At 41.5% G+C, this 17320-nt stretch carries 19 protein-coding genes, 1 tRNA gene and 1 other annotated feature; of the genes, 8 read left to right on the top strand and 12 right to left on the bottom strand.

Annotation, left to right across the window (positions count from 1 at the left end):
* Window positions 1-25 precede the first annotated feature (25 nt).
* From A5883_RS00775 to A5883_RS00755, 5 genes are all read right to left on the bottom strand, one after another.
* On the bottom strand, window positions 26-712 hold the full coding sequence (locus tag A5883_RS00775) for a methionine ABC transporter permease (protein WP_005227919.1): 687 nt from the start codon (window positions 710-712) through the stop codon (window positions 26-28).
* Window positions 705-1739 carry a methionine ABC transporter ATP-binding protein gene (locus A5883_RS00770; protein WP_005227918.1) on the bottom strand — a complete coding sequence of 345 codons (1035 nt, stop codon included), beginning with the start codon at window positions 1737-1739 and terminating at the stop codon, window positions 705-707. Before A5883_RS00770 ends, A5883_RS00775 begins: the two co-directional genes overlap by 8 nt.
* Window positions 1740-1810: 71 nt before the next feature.
* Window positions 1811-2060, bottom strand: a binding site (T-box leader).
* A 77-nt stretch (window positions 2061-2137) separates the two neighbouring features.
* Window positions 2138-2476 (bottom strand): glycine cleavage system protein H, encoded by a 339-nt coding sequence (locus A5883_RS00765; protein WP_010749086.1) that lies wholly within the window; start codon window positions 2474-2476, stop codon window positions 2138-2140.
* The gene (locus tag A5883_RS00760; RefSeq protein ID WP_010749085.1) at window positions 2458-2835 is read right to left on the bottom strand and encodes an arsenate reductase family protein; all 378 of its coding nucleotides are present in this window, start codon (window positions 2833-2835) and stop codon (window positions 2458-2460) included. The genes A5883_RS00765 and A5883_RS00760 overlap by 19 nt, the downstream gene beginning before the upstream one ends.
* A gap of 9 nt (window positions 2836-2844) precedes the next feature.
* The gene (locus tag A5883_RS00755; RefSeq protein ID WP_086337794.1) at window positions 2845-4029 is read right to left on the bottom strand and encodes an FtsW/RodA/SpoVE family cell cycle protein; all 1185 of its coding nucleotides are present in this window, start codon (window positions 4027-4029) and stop codon (window positions 2845-2847) included.
* Between the two features lie 453 nt (window positions 4030-4482).
* Here A5883_RS00755 and A5883_RS00750 point away from each other — a divergent pair, with 453 nt between their 5' ends.
* From A5883_RS00750 to A5883_RS00720, 7 genes are read left to right on the top strand one after another with little or no spacing between them, the layout of a single operon-like run.
* A complete protein-coding gene (locus tag A5883_RS00750; RefSeq protein WP_086337793.1) occupies window positions 4483-6426 on the top strand; it encodes a BglG family transcription antiterminator in 1944 nt (647 codons plus the stop codon).
* A 2-nt stretch (window positions 6427-6428) separates the two neighbouring features.
* Window positions 6429-6884 carry a PTS sugar transporter subunit IIA gene (locus tag A5883_RS00745; RefSeq protein ID WP_086337792.1) on the top strand — a complete coding sequence of 152 codons (456 nt, stop codon included), beginning with the start codon at window positions 6429-6431 and terminating at the stop codon, window positions 6882-6884.
* A gap of 15 nt (window positions 6885-6899) precedes the next feature.
* Window positions 6900-8237, top strand: coding sequence for a PTS galactitol transporter subunit IIC (locus A5883_RS00740; RefSeq protein ID WP_010749081.1), 1338 nt, complete (start codon window positions 6900-6902; stop codon window positions 8235-8237).
* 15 nt (window positions 8238-8252) lie between these two features.
* Complete coding sequence (locus A5883_RS00735; RefSeq protein WP_015510443.1) at window positions 8253-8537, top strand: PTS sugar transporter subunit IIB; 285 nt, start codon at window positions 8253-8255, stop codon at window positions 8535-8537.
* 12 nt (window positions 8538-8549) lie between these two features.
* Entirely contained in the window at window positions 8550-9398 is an 849-nt protein-coding gene (locus tag A5883_RS00730) for a class II fructose-bisphosphate aldolase (RefSeq protein ID WP_005227902.1), read from the top strand.
* Entirely contained in the window at window positions 9398-10090 is a 693-nt protein-coding gene (locus A5883_RS00725) for a triose-phosphate isomerase (protein WP_015510444.1), read from the top strand. Before A5883_RS00730 ends, A5883_RS00725 begins: the two co-directional genes overlap by 1 nt.
* Window positions 10091-10094: 4 nt before the next feature.
* Complete coding sequence (locus A5883_RS00720) at window positions 10095-10610, top strand: YjbQ family protein (RefSeq protein ID WP_005227898.1); 516 nt, start codon at window positions 10095-10097, stop codon at window positions 10608-10610.
* 102 nt (window positions 10611-10712) lie between these two features.
* Here A5883_RS00720 and A5883_RS00715 read toward each other — a convergent pair.
* Window positions 10713-10785 (bottom strand) — tRNA-Thr (locus A5883_RS00715).
* 126 nt (window positions 10786-10911) lie between these two features.
* On the opposite strand from A5883_RS00715, the gene A5883_RS00710 reads away from it, so the two are divergent.
* Window positions 10912-11148 (top strand): hypothetical protein, encoded by a 237-nt coding sequence (locus tag A5883_RS00710; RefSeq protein WP_005227896.1) that lies wholly within the window; start codon window positions 10912-10914, stop codon window positions 11146-11148.
* 174 nt (window positions 11149-11322) lie between these two features.
* On the opposite strand, the gene upp is transcribed toward A5883_RS00710, so the two are convergent.
* The 6 genes from upp to A5883_RS00675 form a co-directional block, all read right to left on the bottom strand.
* A complete protein-coding gene (gene upp, locus A5883_RS00705) occupies window positions 11323-11952 on the bottom strand; it encodes a uracil phosphoribosyltransferase (protein ID WP_005227894.1) in 630 nt (209 codons plus the stop codon).
* Window positions 11953-12200: 248 nt separating this feature from the next.
* Entirely contained in the window at window positions 12201-13445 is a 1245-nt protein-coding gene (gene glyA, locus A5883_RS00695; protein WP_005227890.1) for a serine hydroxymethyltransferase, read from the bottom strand.
* Between the two features lie 81 nt (window positions 13446-13526).
* Window positions 13527-14555 carry an L-threonylcarbamoyladenylate synthase gene (locus tag A5883_RS00690; RefSeq protein WP_086337790.1) on the bottom strand — a complete coding sequence of 343 codons (1029 nt, stop codon included), beginning with the start codon at window positions 14553-14555 and terminating at the stop codon, window positions 13527-13529.
* A gap of 176 nt (window positions 14556-14731) precedes the next feature.
* Window positions 14732-15589: a peptide chain release factor N(5)-glutamine methyltransferase gene (gene prmC / locus A5883_RS00685; RefSeq protein ID WP_086337789.1), complete on the bottom strand. Its 858-nt coding sequence runs from the start codon at window positions 15587-15589 to the stop codon at window positions 14732-14734.
* A complete protein-coding gene (gene prfA / locus A5883_RS00680) occupies window positions 15582-16655 on the bottom strand; it encodes a peptide chain release factor 1 (RefSeq protein WP_005227884.1) in 1074 nt (357 codons plus the stop codon). The genes prmC and prfA overlap by 8 nt, the downstream gene beginning before the upstream one ends.
* Window positions 16656-16658: 3 nt before the next feature.
* Window positions 16659-17243, bottom strand: a complete 585-nt coding sequence (locus A5883_RS00675; protein ID WP_005227882.1) for a thymidine kinase — start codon at window positions 17241-17243, stop codon at window positions 16659-16661.
* Window positions 17244-17320: the final 77 nt, after the last annotated feature.

The following is a 17320-nucleotide window of genomic DNA, read 5'->3' as shown; positions in this document are numbered from 1 at the left end:
TTCCACTTTTTGTTCTTCGTTTCATTTACCGTTTATCGGTGGCTTTCGCAAGGAAATCGCCGATTCCTTGGATAATGAAAACGATAATTAAAATAATCACTGTTGCAACAAGCGTAACAGTGTAATTTCCACGTTGAAATCCTTCTTGCCAAGCCAAAGCGCCTAGCCCGCCGGCACCGATCGCGCCTGCCATGGCAGTATAACCAATCATTGAAATCGTTGTGACCGTCAGTCCTGAAATCAATGCTGGAACACTTTCGGGAATCACGATCTTGTAGATGATCTCCCAGTAACTAGCACCCATCGCTTCCGCTGCTTCAATCACACCAGGATTGACTTCACGAAAAGCAATTTCCACCATCCGAGCATAAAACGGTGCCGCCGATAAAACTAATGCTGGGATCGCTGCTTTTGCCCCTAGGAATGAACCGACTAATAATGTTGTAAACGGAATGATCAAGACCATCAAAATCATGAATGGCGTTGAACGAAAGGCGTTACTGATGATGGAAACCACGTTATAGAAAATGTTGGCTCCCGCTGTTTGTTTACGCCCTAGTGAATAAAGCGCCAATCCTAGAAGTAAACCGATCACAACCACTAAAACCATGGAGAAGAAAGTCATAAACAAGGTGTCTAGGGTTGCTTGCTGCATATTGGCCCAGTCGACCTTTTCAAAATTAAAATAGGTTTCTACAAATGACTTATCCACGTTCAATCACCTCCACGCCTACTTGCTGCTCTTTGAAAAAGGCGATCGCTTTTTCGATCTCACTTGCTTCACCTGTCAATAAAACCGTCAAGCCGCCAAAGGATCCCTCATTGGTTTGTTGGATCTTTCCGTAAACGACATTGACATCGATCTGGAAGCGACGGATCGCTTGTGAAATCACTGGTTCATTGGCGTTGTCTTGTGTGAAAGTCAAAGTCACTAAATGCCCTTGCGGATTTTCTCGTAAGAAGGCTTGCCGTAATTCTTCAGCATCTTCTTCTGGCTCCAAATCTTGCTGAACAAAACGTTTGGTCACTTCCTGCTGTGGGTTACGGAAAACCGATTGCACTGACCCTTCTTCCACGATCTGCCCATGCTCCATCACCGCGACCTTATTGCAGATTTTGCGAATGACGTTCATTTCATGGGTAATCAGGACGATCGTCAAATGCAATTTTTTATTGATGGAAAGCAAGAGATCCAACACTTCTTCTGTTGTTTGTGGATCTAACGCACTCGTTGCTTCATCACACAGCAAAATTTCTGGTTCATTCGCTAGTGCACGAGCAATCCCGACTCTTTGCTTTTGTCCGCCAGACAATTGTGCCGGATAGGCATTCTCCCGTCCTTCCAACCCAACTAATTTAATCAGCTCTTGCGCTCGTTGACGGCGTTTTGCTTTTTCAACGCCAGCCAACTCCAATGGCAATTCAATGTTTTCCGCCACCGTTCGAGACCATAAAAGATTAAAGTGCTGAAAAATCATGCCGATTTTTTTGCGGAAGTTTCTCAATTCTTTGTTTTTCAATGCCAAAATGTTTTGACCGTTAATGACTACATCTCCTGCTGTCGGCAATTCTAAGCCGTTCAACAAACGTACTAATGTACTTTTCCCAGCACCAGAGTAACCGACGATTCCGTAGATATCGCCTTTTTCCACTTGCAGTGAAACATCATTGACGGCGTGGACAGCCGTTTGCTTTTTGCCGAATGACTTTTTTACATGCGACAATTCGATTAATGCCATGTTATTCCCATCTTTCCTCTTTGGTTGGTTAAACACAAAAAAAGCTTTCATCCTCTGTACATTATACTGTTACAAAGGACGAAAGCACAACTTCCGCGTTACCACCTTGATTTACTGTCGATTCGCATCAACAGCCTCGCTCAGTACTTGAATTGCTTCGCATACTGCTGCACTGTAACGGGTGCCTCCCGTGATAGGCTTGTTTCCACTCACCTATCATGCTCAAAGACCATCTTCCATCCTCTCTCCGTTGCCCATTTGCACCAAACAGGGCTCTCTGTGTACGTTAAGAACATGTACTCTTCTTTTCAAAGCATTCATTTATTGAGCAAATTATAGCAACGTCTTATCCGACTGTCAATTCTTTTTGAAAAAATAGTCGTTTTTACAGCTTTGACTTACAAGGCTTCAAATTGACTTGGGTCAACCTCTTTGAAGCTGACCAGCCAAGCGTTCATTTCGTCTTCATCATTTAAGGTATCAATCGATTGATCGATTTTTTCATTTACGGAAGAAATCACGCCCGTCAATGGACTTGGAAATTCACTGACTGCTTTTTCCGCTTCCAGCTCAACAAGGGTCTCTCCTTGTTTTAAAGCAGTTCCTGCTTTTTGAATCGAAGCAAACGTGACCGCACCAAGTTCTTCTTGCGCTTCTTTTGTTAAACCGACACAATATTCTTTCCCGTTAAACAAAACCCACAAATTATCTTTTTTTCTTAAGCATTTCTTTTCCATGATTCTAGTAAGACTCCTTCATATTCATTTTCTTTAAATCCATTAATCAAAAAGCGGTCGCCGCTAACCAGCAGTGGGCGCTTGATCAACATACCATCGGTTGCCAGCACATCGGCTGCGTCTTGGGCAGTCATGGTCGGCACTTTTTCTTTTAATTGCAATTCACGGTATTTCATGCCGCTTGTGTTAAAGAAACGGGTTAACGGTGCTTCGCTTGATTGGATCCAAGCCAGCAATTGTTCCGGTTGAGGCGGTGTAGCTACCATATCGATCGCTTCAAAGGGAATCTCGTGCTCTTCTAACCAACGCTTCGCATTTCGGCATGTACTGCATTTTGGGTACCAATAAAATGTAATCATGTGAACTCCTTAAAGTGTTTTTGGTGCGGTCTCAGCTTGATAGCGCATCGATAAAATCAAACCGATCCCAATCATATTGCTTAATAGGGCAGATCCTCCTTGGCTGATAAACGGCAGTGGAATCCCCGTCAACGGTAAGAGACCGATGTTTGCGCCAATGTTTTCAAACACATGGAAGAGAATCATCATAATGATCCCAGTTGCCAAGTAGGCATAAAATTCATTGTTGGTATCGAAACATACGCGGATCATTCGATAGATCAAAATAAAATACAATAAAATGACAAACGCGCTGCCAATAAACCCAAAATTCTCACCGATCACCGAAAAAATCATATCGGATTCTCGGACTGGTACATACACATCGCTGACATTAAATCCTTTCCCGAACATCCCGCCAGAGGCGATCGCCATCAGAGCATACGCCAATTGGAAGGATTGCCCTTGGGTATCATGAAAAGGATCTAGCCACGAATCGATACGGGCGAATTGGTATTCTTTAAAGATTCCTGTATTGTACAGAAACTCGCGACCAATATCGGTGGTCACTAAGAAAATCGTTCCACCGCCGAGAATCACAAATGCCGCAATCACTGGCACGATGATTCGCCATGAGATTCCTGACATCAAGAAGACCCCACCGAAAATCGCTAGAAAGACCAACATCGTACCAAAGTCGTTTTGTAAGGTGATCAGGATCAGGACTGGGATCGTGACAGCTAACATTTTTGCAATCAGTAACCCATCTGTTTTCAGATCCCGTTCCCGATGCTTGACATTGTGCTGCGTGACGACTAACGCCAACATCATAATATAGGCGATCTTCATCAATTCTGAAGGCTGCAAGGTAAAGGGACCAAAACGGAACCAGTTTTTCGACCCTGTCGATGCTTCCATCGTCCGATCATAAAATTTCAGTAGCGCCAACATAACGGCTAACCCAGCTCCATAAATATAGGGCGTCAATTTCCAGAGCCATTTTGATTTGATCTGCATGATAACGATCACGGCAACAACGCCTAACACATACCATAAAGCTTGAAACCCTAACGTTCGCAGCATACTCGGGTTATTCGGATCGTGTGTCAGCGCCACATACAGGGACGCCAAACCAATCAGACATAATAAAAATACGGGTAGAATCACACCGTAGTCAATTCGATTATCGTTCGTTTTTATTCGTGAATTTTCCATGTCCACACTCTCTTCTGTAGAATCTTTATCCATTATAGTGATAATTGAGGAGAAAAGAAAGGATTGTCCATGAGCATTCACAAAAAATTTAGAAACTTTAATGATTTTCGGGAAAAGAGGGTTAAAAACAATCCAAAATTGTTTAGAATTACAACGAAATAATCGCTGAATTCGTCCATTCTTCTTATTAATCAAATACCTTATTCTATGTATTCTTCTTTATTTTTGATAAATCTTTGCTCTATGTAACAGAATAAAGCAACTTTAACTCCATGATAGATCCCCGCCTAGTTTCCGTTTCAAATAAATAGCAACAAATGACTACTTTTTACAAAATATAAATTGATATACGACAATCGTATTTACCACATTAATGTGGTAATGAAATGTTATTTACGCCACCATATAATTTCACTAGAATACAATTAAGGAAGCGCTTCCGGAGGTGAACCAATGATTTTAAGTAATCGAGAACAGCTACTGTTGCAATTGCTATTAGAACAAAAGGAGTTTCGCCCTGCCTCTTTTTTTCAAAAGCAGTTAAATGTATCCCAAAAAACAGTTTATAACAATTTAACGACTTTAGAAAAGAAACTAAAAGATTCGGGACTAGCTATCAAAAAAGTACCAAGAAAAGGAATCTTTTTATCTGGTTCTGAATCAGCGAAACAGAATGGATATCGATTGTTAGCAAAAAAAGAGACTAAACTCGAACTATTTTCACCTAATTATCGTAAAATCTTTATTTTCGCTAACTATCTGTTTTCAGCAAAGCCAATGCACTATCAGGAATTCTCTGAATATTTTTATATTAGCAACCAGTCAATAAAGAAAGATGTTGATGAAATCGTTGCTTTCTGTCGATTCCATCACGTATCTACAAAAATGACTACAAGCGGACTCAAACTAACCTCAGTTGAATCTGCTACTCAAAACGTATTCAAATCTTTTTTAGAGAAGTATACCGACGCCAAAGCCAGTGAAAATCTTTTGGTCAACAATCTCTTTGACTCTAAGGTACTCGATTTAACGAAGAAATTTGTCTCAGATATGACTCAAACAATCGGCCATCCAGTCAATAATTATTCTATTGAATCCTTGAAGCTTTCATTGCGAATTTTTCTTTCAAGACTTCTTATAGATAAACACATTGAAAAACAAGAGCAGCTAGTATTTGACGAACTTAGACGAATGAAATTCTATATGATCGCGGTTGATTTTTCTGAAATGATCCAACAGCAACTACCTGTTCAATTTAGTGATACAGATATTCAATATGTATGTTCCCTGTTATTAGCACACGGTATCGAACCTTTTGGACAAATGGATGAGCCTCACGAATCTACTATCACAAATTGTACGAAACAAATTATTCAAAAAATGTCACATATGTTAAACGCAGATCTGACACAAGATAAATTATTACTGCAAACATTATTGGCTCATATCGTTCCCATGATCCATCGATCAAAGACAGGCATTTTATTGAAAAACCCACTGATAAAAAGTATCAAAAAACAATACTCAACAATGTATACATTGACCAAATATGCAATTGGAGATTTAGAGGAGCGATTTCAAATCTTATTAACAGAAGACGAAGTTTCTTTTCTGACGATCCATTTTCAGTTAGCCTTTGAAAAGATAAAAATTACTAACCATATACTAATTGTTTGCCAATCAGGTTTTGCTACATCGGAGTTGATTTTTAACCGTATCAAACAGACGATCGCGGCTGATACCGTATTGGAGATCATTCCTTTAAGTAAACTGGCCAGTACATCTCTTGAGACTGTTGATCTGATCATATCAACTATTCCATTGGACATTACAGCACCGCCAGTTATTTATATTTCGCCGCTTCCTACTACCGAAGAAATAGGAAGAATCTCAGCAAAGATATCTAATCTTAATGAGAATGAGAAAAATTTTTACTCAAAAAAATACCAGAAAACGACTTTATTACAAAAATATTTAGATCCTACTTTCCTTTTTGTCAAAAAAAAGTTTCGAACAAAAAAAGATGTACTGGATTTTTTAGCAGATGATTATCTGAAAAAAAAGCTTGTTACAACAAAATTTAAGCATTCTCTATTTGAACGAGAGGAACTAGGAAGCACTGGATTAAAGACGGGAGTAGCCATTCCACATGCTGATCCACATACAGTGAAAGAAACAAAACTTGCTTTTCTCACCCTCGATGCGCCAATTACTTGGGGAGACACAAAAATCCAACTAATTGTTTTGCTTGCGATTGCTGAAGAAAACATGATAGAGGCAAAAGAGTTGATCGCTTCGATTTACGGATTGTTTAACTCAGCCGAAGAAATTCAATGGATCGTTAATAGTCAAACGCAAGAAGAACTGTATCAAAGATTGTTAAGAGGAGGAAATTGATCATGTTTTTTGATCACCAAATCGTGTTACTTGAAAAAGATTCTAAAACAAAAGAGGAAGCTTTTCGACTATTAGCAGACGAACTCATCAAAACTCATTGTGTAAATGATCAGTTCTATCAAAATATCGTACGGCGAGAAGAAACCTTTCCTACAGGTTTAAAAATTAACGGCATTGGGGTAGCGATCCCACACACGGACAGCAAATTTGTTTTACGATCCCAAGTCGCTTTTATGTCACTTGCCTCTCCCCTTTCATTTATTGAAATGGGTTCACAAGAAAAGAAAATCGATGTATCCCTGTTGTTCATGCTTGCACTGAAGGAACCACATGAGCAATTGGGTATGCTGCAAAATCTTATCTCTATGTTTCAAACACCCGGGGTTTTGGAAGCCCTATCCTCAGTAACGACTAAAGAAGCGTATCTTTCGATTATTGAAAAAAATGGACTGCAATAAAAAGGAGGAACAATTATGTTAAATGCATTACAGTGGTTCGTTGATCTAGGTTCAATCGTTGTTTTGCCGATTTTAATTTTTATTTTTGGAATAATTTTGGGGACAAAACCTAGCAAAGCCTTTACTTCAGCCTTAACTGTTGGTGTTGGGTTTGTTGGATTGAATTTGGTGATTGACCTTCTAAGCAGCAGTTTGGGTCCCGCAGCACAGCATATGGTTGAACGTTTAGGATTAAATTTGACAACGATTGATGTCGGATGGCCTGCCGCAGCGGCAATTTCTTACGGGACGATTTTAGGAAGTCTTGCGATTCCGATTGGTGTGGTCCTAAATGTTCTACTCATCATTTTAGGGTTGACTAAAGTATTGAATGTAGATATTTGGAATATTTGGCACGCAGCCTTCATCTCTTCTCTGATTTATGCCCTCACTGGAGATTTTGCAATGGGAATCGCGGCGACCGTCATCTATTTGATGATGATTCTTTTAATGGGAGATATTTTAGGTCCGATCATTAATAAGTTCTACGGATTTCCTAATATTACTTTTCCTCATGGAACCGCCGCACCAGGATTCATCTTTGCACTACCTATGAATTGGCTCTTTGATCGTATTCCAGGACTAAAAGATTGGAAAGCAGATCCAGAAACCATTCAGAAAAAATTTGGTGTCTTTGGCGACTCTACTGTTATGGGCTTTTTGATTGGTCTCATCATGGGAATACTTGCCGGATATGACACAGCAGGGGTCGGCCAATTAGCCGTCCAAACAGGCGCTGTGATGGTTTTGATGCCCAAAATGGTGGCTTTACTGATGGAAGGTCTAACGCCTATTTCTGAATCTGCAAATGAATTCGTCAAAAAACGGTTTCCTGGAAGAGAGCTTTACATCGGTATGGATGCAGCATTATCGGTTGGTCATCCAGCTGTCCTATCTTCCTCATTGCTTTTAGTTCCGATCACTATTTTGTTAGCCGTAGTTCTACCAGGCAATACGACCTTGCCTTTTGGTGATTTAGCAACTATTCCCTTTCTGATTTGCTTGATGGCTGCTGTTTTTGGAGGAAACATTATTCGAACAGTAATTGCTGGAACGATTTATATGGTAAGCATTCTATATATTACTTCGTGGGCAGCACCGCTTGTCACTACTGCTGCTCGATCCGCAAACTTTGATCTACAAGGAAACTCTATGATCACTGCTATGGCTGAAGGTGGTTTATGGACCACATTCCTTTATGTCGGCTTAACCAAAATATTAAGCTGGGGCGGTTTAGCCATAATTGGCGTCTCTGTTTTGTTTGGATTGATTTATGTAAATAAAATTCGTCCCAAGAAACAAACATCGAAATAATAGGAGGAAATGATAATGAAAAAATTACTGATTATGTGTGGCACAGGTGTTGCAACTTCAACGATTGTAACAAATAAGGTAAAAGAATGGTTGAAAGAAAAAGGATTAACTGATCAAGTGAAACTGTATCAATCCAAAGTGGCAGATGAGATGAATAAAATTGATAACTATGACATCGTGGTGAGTACAACGGTTGTTCCAGACTCAATCAAAGATCGTGTAATTATGGGGCTACCGCTCTTAACAGGGATTGGTACAGAAGAGATGTACGCGGAAATCGAAAAGAAAATCAAAGAGTAAGGAGAATGCCCTATGTTGGTCACAACAAAAGAACTATTCGCACATGCAGAAAAACACAACTATGCATTACCCGCAGCAAATTTTTTCGACTTAACTAGTGCAAGAACATACGCGGAAACTGCTGAAAGTTTGAACAAACCTTTGATATTGGCCTTCGCTCAATCCCATATGAACATGTTGACTTTAGAAGAGGCTGCCATGATTGGAAAATTTTTAGCAAAAAAAAGCACTACACCTATCGCTCTGCACCTAGATCACGGTACCGATGAAGAGGTCATCAAAAGAGCCATTCATTTAGGTTTTACTTCCGTAATGATCGACGCTTCTGAGGAGTCATTCGAAGAAAATGTCCGTCGGTCAAAGGAGATCGCCGATTACGCTCATAAAAATGGTGTCGTTGTTGAAGCGGAAATCGGGCACGTTGGGTCGGAAAACAGTCTGGAATCAGCCCTAAATAGTCAATCTATTTACACAGAACCTTCTGAGGCTGTTGCATTTGCCAAATTAACCGGTGTTGATTCGTTGGCAGTTTCTATTGGCACCTCTCACGGACATTATCAAGGGATACCCAAAATAAATTTTGACGTTTTAAATGAAATACACCATGCCGTCAATGTTCCTCTTGTTCTGCATGGCGGATCCTCTTCTGGCGATGAAAACCTTGAAAAATGTGCCTTAGAAGGTATCCGTAAAATAAATATTTTTACGGACTTCGTCACTGCTGCTATGAATGAAATTCATAAAAATCAACCAAATGACTATTTCGATCTACTTCACTCAGCAAGCAATGGAATGTCCAAGACACTCGAGCACTATTTTAAAGTCTTTCATACCAAATCTTATCGTGAAGGAGAAAGCTAATGAAAAAAAGAACTTTAAGAACGCCATTCTTTGTCGTCAATCCCAAAGCCTATCTTTATGGAAAACAAGCATTGGCATTGGCAAAAGCTGCTGATGAGTTGTCGTCTTTATATGACATCGACATTCTATTTACTGTGCAGCAAGCAGACGTTTCTCTAATTAAACAAGCAACAACACATTTATTCATCACTGTTCAACATTTAGACGGAATCGAAATCGGTCGAGGAATGGGTTATGTTTTACCCGAAGCAGTGGCAGAAGCCGGTGCTGAAGCTACCTTTTTAAACCATGCTGAACACCCCATGACATTGCAAGAACTGACTAAAGCGATGCAACGCTCAAATGAATTGGGAATTTTAACAATTGTTTGTGCGAATTCATTGACTGAAGCAAGAGCCGCAGCTTCCCTAAAACCCGATGTGATGGTTTGCGAGCCAACAGAACTAATTGGAACAGGACAAACCAGTGATCTTCAATACATGACGGAAACAAATCGTGTTGTTCGTGAAATTGATCCAGAAATCCTAATTCTGCAGGCAGCTGGTATATCTAGTGCTGTCGATGTTGAAAAAGCTTTGTCGTCAGGGGCTGATGGCACTGGTGGGACAAGCGGCATTGTGCAAGCAGAAGATCCAGTTCAAACCCTTACAGAAATGATCAAACAAGCGGTGAAGTATAAAAAGGAGGATTAACACTGTGAAATTTTTAAAAGAGCAACTGACGTTAACTTCTAACGGGAATCGAGTGTCTTACCACAACATCACAGAAGAAGTGAAAACGATGGTTGAAAAAAGTGGAATTTCAAATGGAATCTGTCTCGTACAGTCTCCTCATACGACCTGTTCGGTTATCTTTGAAGAATACATGCATGATACAGACTTTAACGGAGATGAATTTCTTCAAGTTGATTTAAACCGAATTCTCGATAAGATTATTCCTCGTGAGTTATCAGAAAATACCGATTACCGTTATCCTGGACCAAAGCATTTAGAATTTTTGATGAGTCTGGACGATCCAAACTACCCAACAGATCCAGCAACGATTTTAAACGGCGATGCACATATTCGCTCGAGTTTTTTCGGTGCAAGCGAAAGCTTTATTTTAAGTAACGGCAAGCTAGAGATCGGTTCCGTAGGCTATATCTATTTTGTTGATTTCGATCAAAATCGTGTGCGAAATAGGACATGCCATGTAATGCTAATGGGCGAATAAAAACAGTTACCGGGTAAACCAGAAAAAATTGAGATTACTTATCGCATGCAAAAGAAAAACCATGAATCCTCTAAAAGAAGATTCATGGTTTTTTATTTCTTATGCCAGCTGCAGGATTCGAACCTGTGACCTACGCGTTACGAGTGCGTTGCTCTACCAACTGAGCTAAGCTGGCGTTGTATGGCACAAAGAAAATTATATGCAAAAACGGTTGTTTTGTAAAGAGGTCTGCTGAAAAAAATCTACTTACTGAAATTTTCCGAAAATTGTGATATAATAGAAGTATCAAGGAGGTTTTTACATGGCAACATTTGGTAAATTCGAAACAACAATTGTCCCGTCACAAGAAGGTTCAACGTTTGAGGTCGCTACTCCTGTCATGTTCACGTTCCATGGGAAGAAACAAACTGGTACCATCACAAAGCAGTTGAAAAACTCTGCGGTGGTCGAGCTGAACGAAACCCCAGAAAACCAGAAATTAGTTTCGCAAAGTAATGGTGTATTGATCATCAATTACAAACAATTAACCAAACTATAACCCGTTTAATGCAAGGAGAAAATCAGTTGATTTTCTCCTTTTTTCATTGTCTGATTTTATGAAAAGCTAAAAAAAGCCATGGATAACCGATCGAACCGTTTTGGCTGTCGATCTTCTTCCATGGCATCATTGACGAGGCAAAACTTCAGTTGCCTTTGTCTTATTTGTATTGATTTATTTTGTACCGAATAGACGGTCACCGGCATCGCCCAAACCAGGAACGATATAGCCGTGTTCATTTAGGCGTTCATCAAGATTTGCAGTATAGATGTCAACATCTGGATGGGCATCTTGCAATGCTTTCACGCCTTCTGGTGCAGCAACTAAGCAGACGAATTTCATGTTTGAAGCGCCGCGTTTTTTCAGTGCGTCGATCGCCATGATCGCTGAACCGCCCGTAGCTAACATTGGGTCAACGATAAATAATTGACGTTCATCGATGTCTTCAGGTAATTTTACGAAGTATTCGTGTGGTTCTAGCGTTTCTTCATCACGGTACATCCCGATATGACCAACTTTTGCGGCTGGGATCAATTCAAGGATACCATCAACCATGCCTAGACCTGCGCGCAGGATCGGAATGATCGCTACCTTTTTACCAGATAGTGTTTTTTGTGTTGATTCTTCAATTGGTGTTTCAATCACTAGATCTTCAAGCGGCATGTCGCGAGACACTTCATACGCCATCAACATTGCGATTTCATTAACAACTTCACGGAAAACCTTTGTTCCACAGTTCTTGTCGCGGATCATTGTTAATTTGTGTTGGATCAGCGGGTGATCGATTACTTGAAATTTACCCATTTAAAAAAATCTCCTTTGGTTTTTCTCTTATTTTAAAGCAAATCGGCTCTTGTTACAACCATCTGCCACAGGCAATACTGCTTTTCCTCAAAAAAAGGATTGTGTTAGAAGGAAGGAGACAAGACGGCATGAAAAGCGCCTCTGCGTTCATTGTAGCCCCTTTTTCACTTTCGGTGATCAAAGAGCTGTAGCGCAGGAAAAACGCGTGAGACGTCTTGTCTGACCTTAACTTCTGTCACAGTCCCCTTTTATTTATTTTTATAAAGTGGATAGTTGTCCGTCAATTCTTTGACTTGCGCCGTGACTTCTGCCAAAACGGCTTCATCATTTGGTTTTTCTAAAACTTTGACGATCAATTTCGCCACTTCGACACAATCTTCTTCTTTAAAGCCGCGACTAGTGATCGCTGGTGTCCCCACGCGAATTCCACTCGTTTTGAAAGGACTTAATGATTCGAAAGGAATCGAGTTTTTATTGACGGTGATATTGACTTGATCCAGCAAAGCTTCTGCTTCTTTGCCGTTCAAATCAAAGCCGCGCACATCGATCAATAATAGGTGATTGTCTGTTGCACCAGAGACCAAGCGGGCTTGTGGTGCTTGGTTGAAGACTTTCGCCATTGCTTGTGCATTGCGGATGACTTGCTCAGAGTACTCTTTGAACGACTCATCTTGTGCTTCTTTAAAAGCAACAGCTTTCGCTGCGATCACGTGCTCTAATGGGCCGCCTTGGATACCAGGGAAAACGGCACTATTGATTTTTTTCGCTAAGTCTTCATCATTTGTTAAAATCAAGCCGCCTCGAGGGCCGCGTAATGTTTTATGGGTCGTAGAAGTCGTGATGTCCGCATAAGGAACTGGGTTTGGATGAAGACCAGCCGCTACTAAACCAGCGATATGCGCCATATCCACCATCAATTTTGCGCCGACTTCATCAGCGATTTCACGGAACTTCGCAAAATCGATCGTACGTGAGTAAGCACTGGCACCAGCAACGATCAGTTTCGGTTGATGCTTACGCGCCAAAATACGAACGACATTGTAGTCGATGACTTCTGTTGCAGGATCAACACCATAACTAACAAAATTATAGGTCTTGCCGCTGAAATTCACTGGTGAGCCATGAGTCAAATGACCGCCTGCGGAAAGATCCATCCCTAATACTGTATCGCCTGTTTCGATCAACGCTAAATAAGCTGCTGTGTTGGCTTGAGAACCAGAATGCGGTTGAACATTGGCATATGCCGCACCGAAAATACTTTTCGCCCGTTCAATTGCTAAGTTTTCTACCACATCAACAAATTCACAACCGCCATAGTAACGACGACCTGGATAACCCTCAGCGTATTTATTTGTCAAAATACTACCTTGCGCAGCCATTACACCTTCTGAAACGATATTTTCAGACGCAATCAATTCCAAATTGTTTTGTTGACGATTCGTTTCTTTTTCGATCGCTTGCCACAATTCGGGATCAAACGTTTGATAATCCATGCTTACAACACCCCTTTACCTTAATGGTAGCATTGTATCACATTTCTTCATAAGCTACCTATAATGAATTCTGGTTTTTTGCTAATTTTCTTGAAAGAAACTTTGATTTGCAGCTTTTTTCAACCGATTCATATAAGCAACCCCTAAGCCGCTTTCTGGAAACGTGGGTGCAAATAAGACATCTAACTCAGCAATCGATTCATCTAACGCCCGTAAACCAGCAAACAGCCCTTTTGTCGCGGCTTCCACACTGTCATCAAAAAATAAATAGATGGCTGCAGCTTCAAAGCGGACTTGCTCGGCGATCGTTGGTCCAGCTAAAACCCCTACCTTAAACTGCTGTTCTTTTGCCCAAGCCATGGCTGCCGGCCAATCTTGGTCATTGACCATCAGGACATTGGTATTCGGTGCATAGTGCTTGTATTTCATGCCCGGCGCTTTGGGTGCTTCACTTTCTGTTACTAAGTGCTGATCGACGAGGACTTTTGTTTGTAAAACTGCTTCAAGCTGTTCTTTAGAGATCGCACCAGGACGTAAGATGATCGGCGGCGCCGTTGGGTCACTCAAATCTAAGACCGTTGATTCGACACCGATCTGCGTCACCCCATCATCCAAGATGCCAGCGATTTTGCCTGCCAGATCATGCTGAACATGCGCAGCTGATGTTGGGCTTGGTTTACCAGAAGTATTCGCGCTAGGGCCAACCAATGGCTGTTGGGCTTGTTTGATCAACGCTAACGTCTTGGTGTTGTTTGGCATCCGAAAAGCCGCTGTGGATAAGCCGCCAGTAACAATGCTAGGTAAACTGTCTTTTTTGATCGAAAAGATCAAGGTTAAAGGCCCAGGCCAGAAAGTTTCCATCAATTTATCAGCAAAAGGATGCTTGTTATCCACAAACGGTTCCAACTGCTCTGGCTCGGCAATATGAACGATCAAAGGGTTGTCACTAGGTCGCCCTTTGACTTGATATACTTGCGCAACAGCCGTGGGCAAAAGCGCGCTAGCCCCTAGTCCATAGACGGTTTCCGTCGGGAACGCCACCAATCCCCCCTCAGCTAAAATAGCTGCTGCTTCGTTCAACTGTGTTTGATCAAAAATTTTTGTTTCCACAATTTATCCACATCCTTTTTTGAGAAGTTTCCACACTTATCAACATTTTCTCGTTTCTTTTCCACATTTTGTGGATAAGTCGTTTGTCAAGTGTGGATAACCCTGTTTATAACTCGGTTTATTTAGAAGTCGTTCATTTCATAAGGTTTTTGCAATTTTTCTGTAGCAAAAAAAATTTATTTATCCACATCTTGTGGATGACTGACGAACACCATCCGGTCTTGACCCGCAAGATCTTTTACTACAGTGACTTCTTTGTTGGGAAAAGCGGCTGCAAAAAGCTGTTGAACAGCTAATCCTTGCTGAAAGCCGATTTCTAGCGCCATTTGCCCGTTAGGCGTCAAACAATTCGGTGCTTGCTGTGCCAATTGCTTATAGATCGCCAATCCTTGTTCTTGTGCAAAAAGCGCCATTTTAGGCTCTTTTTCTCTTACGCTGATATCCATCAGCGGCCACTCTTCAGCGCTGATATACGGTGGGTTGGAAACGATCAGATCCCATTGCTGATCTGCCACGGGCTCTAAGGTATCTCCTTGGAAAAAGCGAATCTTCGCGCCTAAGGCTGCCGCATTTTCTTTAGCAACGGCTAATGCCTCTGCTGAAAGATCTACGGCACTCACGGCCCACTGGGGACGTGCTAATTTCAAGGCAATGGCGATCGCTCCAGTACCTGTGCCGATGTCTACGACTTGCAGCGGCTGATCTGCTGGTAATTTTGTCAGACAGTTTTCCACCAGCTCTTCGGTTTCTGGACGCGGGATCAAGGTTGCAGGAGTTACTTTTAAGCGATGCCCATAAAATTCTTCATATCCTAATAAATATTGCGGTGGTTCATGCTGCAACAGCTGTTCAAGATCTGCTGCGATCTGTGCCTCATCTTCCCTTAAGATGGGTTGGTCCATCTGCAGCAGCCAATCGAGTTGCTGCCAGTTTTTTCGCTGTAAAAACAGGTATTGGATCGCATACCCGTCCAGCCCTTTCGTTTCTAAAAAAGAAGAAGCCCGTGAAAGGACTTCTCGATAGGTTTTAGCCATTTTGCATCTCATCTAATTTTGATGTTTGATCGTAAACGATCAGTGCATCAACAATTTCATCGAGTTTTCCAGCTAAAATTTGATCCAATTTTTGAATAGTCAACCCGATACGGTGATCTGTTACGCGGTTTTGCGGGAAGTTATAGGTGCGAATCCGTTCAGAACGATCGCCGGTACCCACTGCTGATTTACGGTTTGCATCGTATTCACTTTGTGCTTCTTGCTGCATTTGGTCATAGACCCGCGCCCGCAAGACTTTCATCGCTTTCTCACGGTTTTTCAGCTGTGAACGCTCATCTTGCATCGCAACAGCGATCCCTGTTGGCAAGTGCGTCAGACGAACAGCAGAAGCTGTTTTGTTGACGTGCTGACCACCAGCACCAGAGGCATGGTAAATATCGGTCCGAATATCTTTGTCTGCGATATCGATTTCGACTTCTTCAGCTTCGGGCATAACCACGACCGTTGCCGTAGACGTATGGATTCGGCCTTGTGATTCGGTAGACGGTACCCGCTGCACTCGGTGGGCGCCGCTCTCATATTTCAATTTTGAAAAGACGTTGTCGCCAGTGATCATCATGATGACTTCTTTGTACCCACCGATCCCAGTGACGTTGGCATCCATGACTTCGACTTTCCAGCCTTGGTTTTCCGCATATTTTTGATACATATTGAAAAGATCGCCAGCAAATAAGGCTGCTTCATCGCCGCCTGCTGCACCACGGATCTCCATGATGATGTTTTTGTCATCATTCGGATCTTTTGGCAATAACAAGATTTTGATGCGTTCTTCTAAAACATCTTTTTCTTTTTTCAAGTCAGAGAGTTCTTCTTTGGCCATCTCTGCCATTTCCGCATCAAGGTTTTCCCCAAGCATTTCTTCGGTATCCTTGATTCCCTCAACGACTTCTTTGTAACGACGGTAGACTTCCACCGTTTCCCGTGTATTGGCTTCTTCTTTTGAAAGCTGCATGAAGCGTTTGGTGTCAGAGATCACGGCTGGATCACTAAGTAATTCGCCTAATTCTTCGTAACGGTCTTCGATTGCTTGTAACTGATCGTACATTGATTATTCTCCTTCTTTTTTCATTCCCGGGTGAAAGTAATGTTTGCGGCAAACAGGATAATACGCTTCGTTACCGCCGATTTGTACTTGGTCGCCCTCGTAAACGGGTTTTCCGTCGATATAGTGCAAGTTCATGGTTGCTTTTTTATGACAGAACCAGCAGATGGTTTTCATCTCTTCGATTTTATCTGCGTAAAGCAGCAAGTATTTTGAGCCTTCAAATAATTCATTGCGGAAATCATTTTTCAAACCAAAGGCCATCACAGGGATACCTAGCTCGTCCACGATTTTGGTGAAAGCCAACACGTGATGCTTCTTTAGGAACTGTGCTTCGTCGATCAAAATACAATAAGGTTTGTAACCGAGGTCTTTGATCAAATGGAACAGATCCGTTTCATCAAAAATCGGGATCGCGTCTCGTTCTAAGCCGATGCGGCTCGAAACATTTCCCACACCGCTTCTCGTGTCCAATCCACTTGTCATGATCACGACTGGTTTGTCTTGTTCTTCATAGTTGTGAGCAACTTTCAGTATCTCGATCGTTTTCCCACTATTCATTGCGCCATATTTAAAAAAAAGCTGTGCCATCTCGCCCATCCTTCCTCATACTCCTTTGGTATTATACTTGAAAAAGGAGAATTTTTACAGACTTAAATTCGACACCT

Origin of the sequence: Enterococcus sp. 5B3_DIV0040 (assembly GCF_002140755.1) — a bacterium.
Classification (GTDB): Bacteria; Bacillota; Bacilli; order Lactobacillales; family Enterococcaceae; genus Enterococcus_D; species Enterococcus_D casseliflavus.
This window is presented reverse-complemented; position numbering and strand designations above follow the sequence as displayed.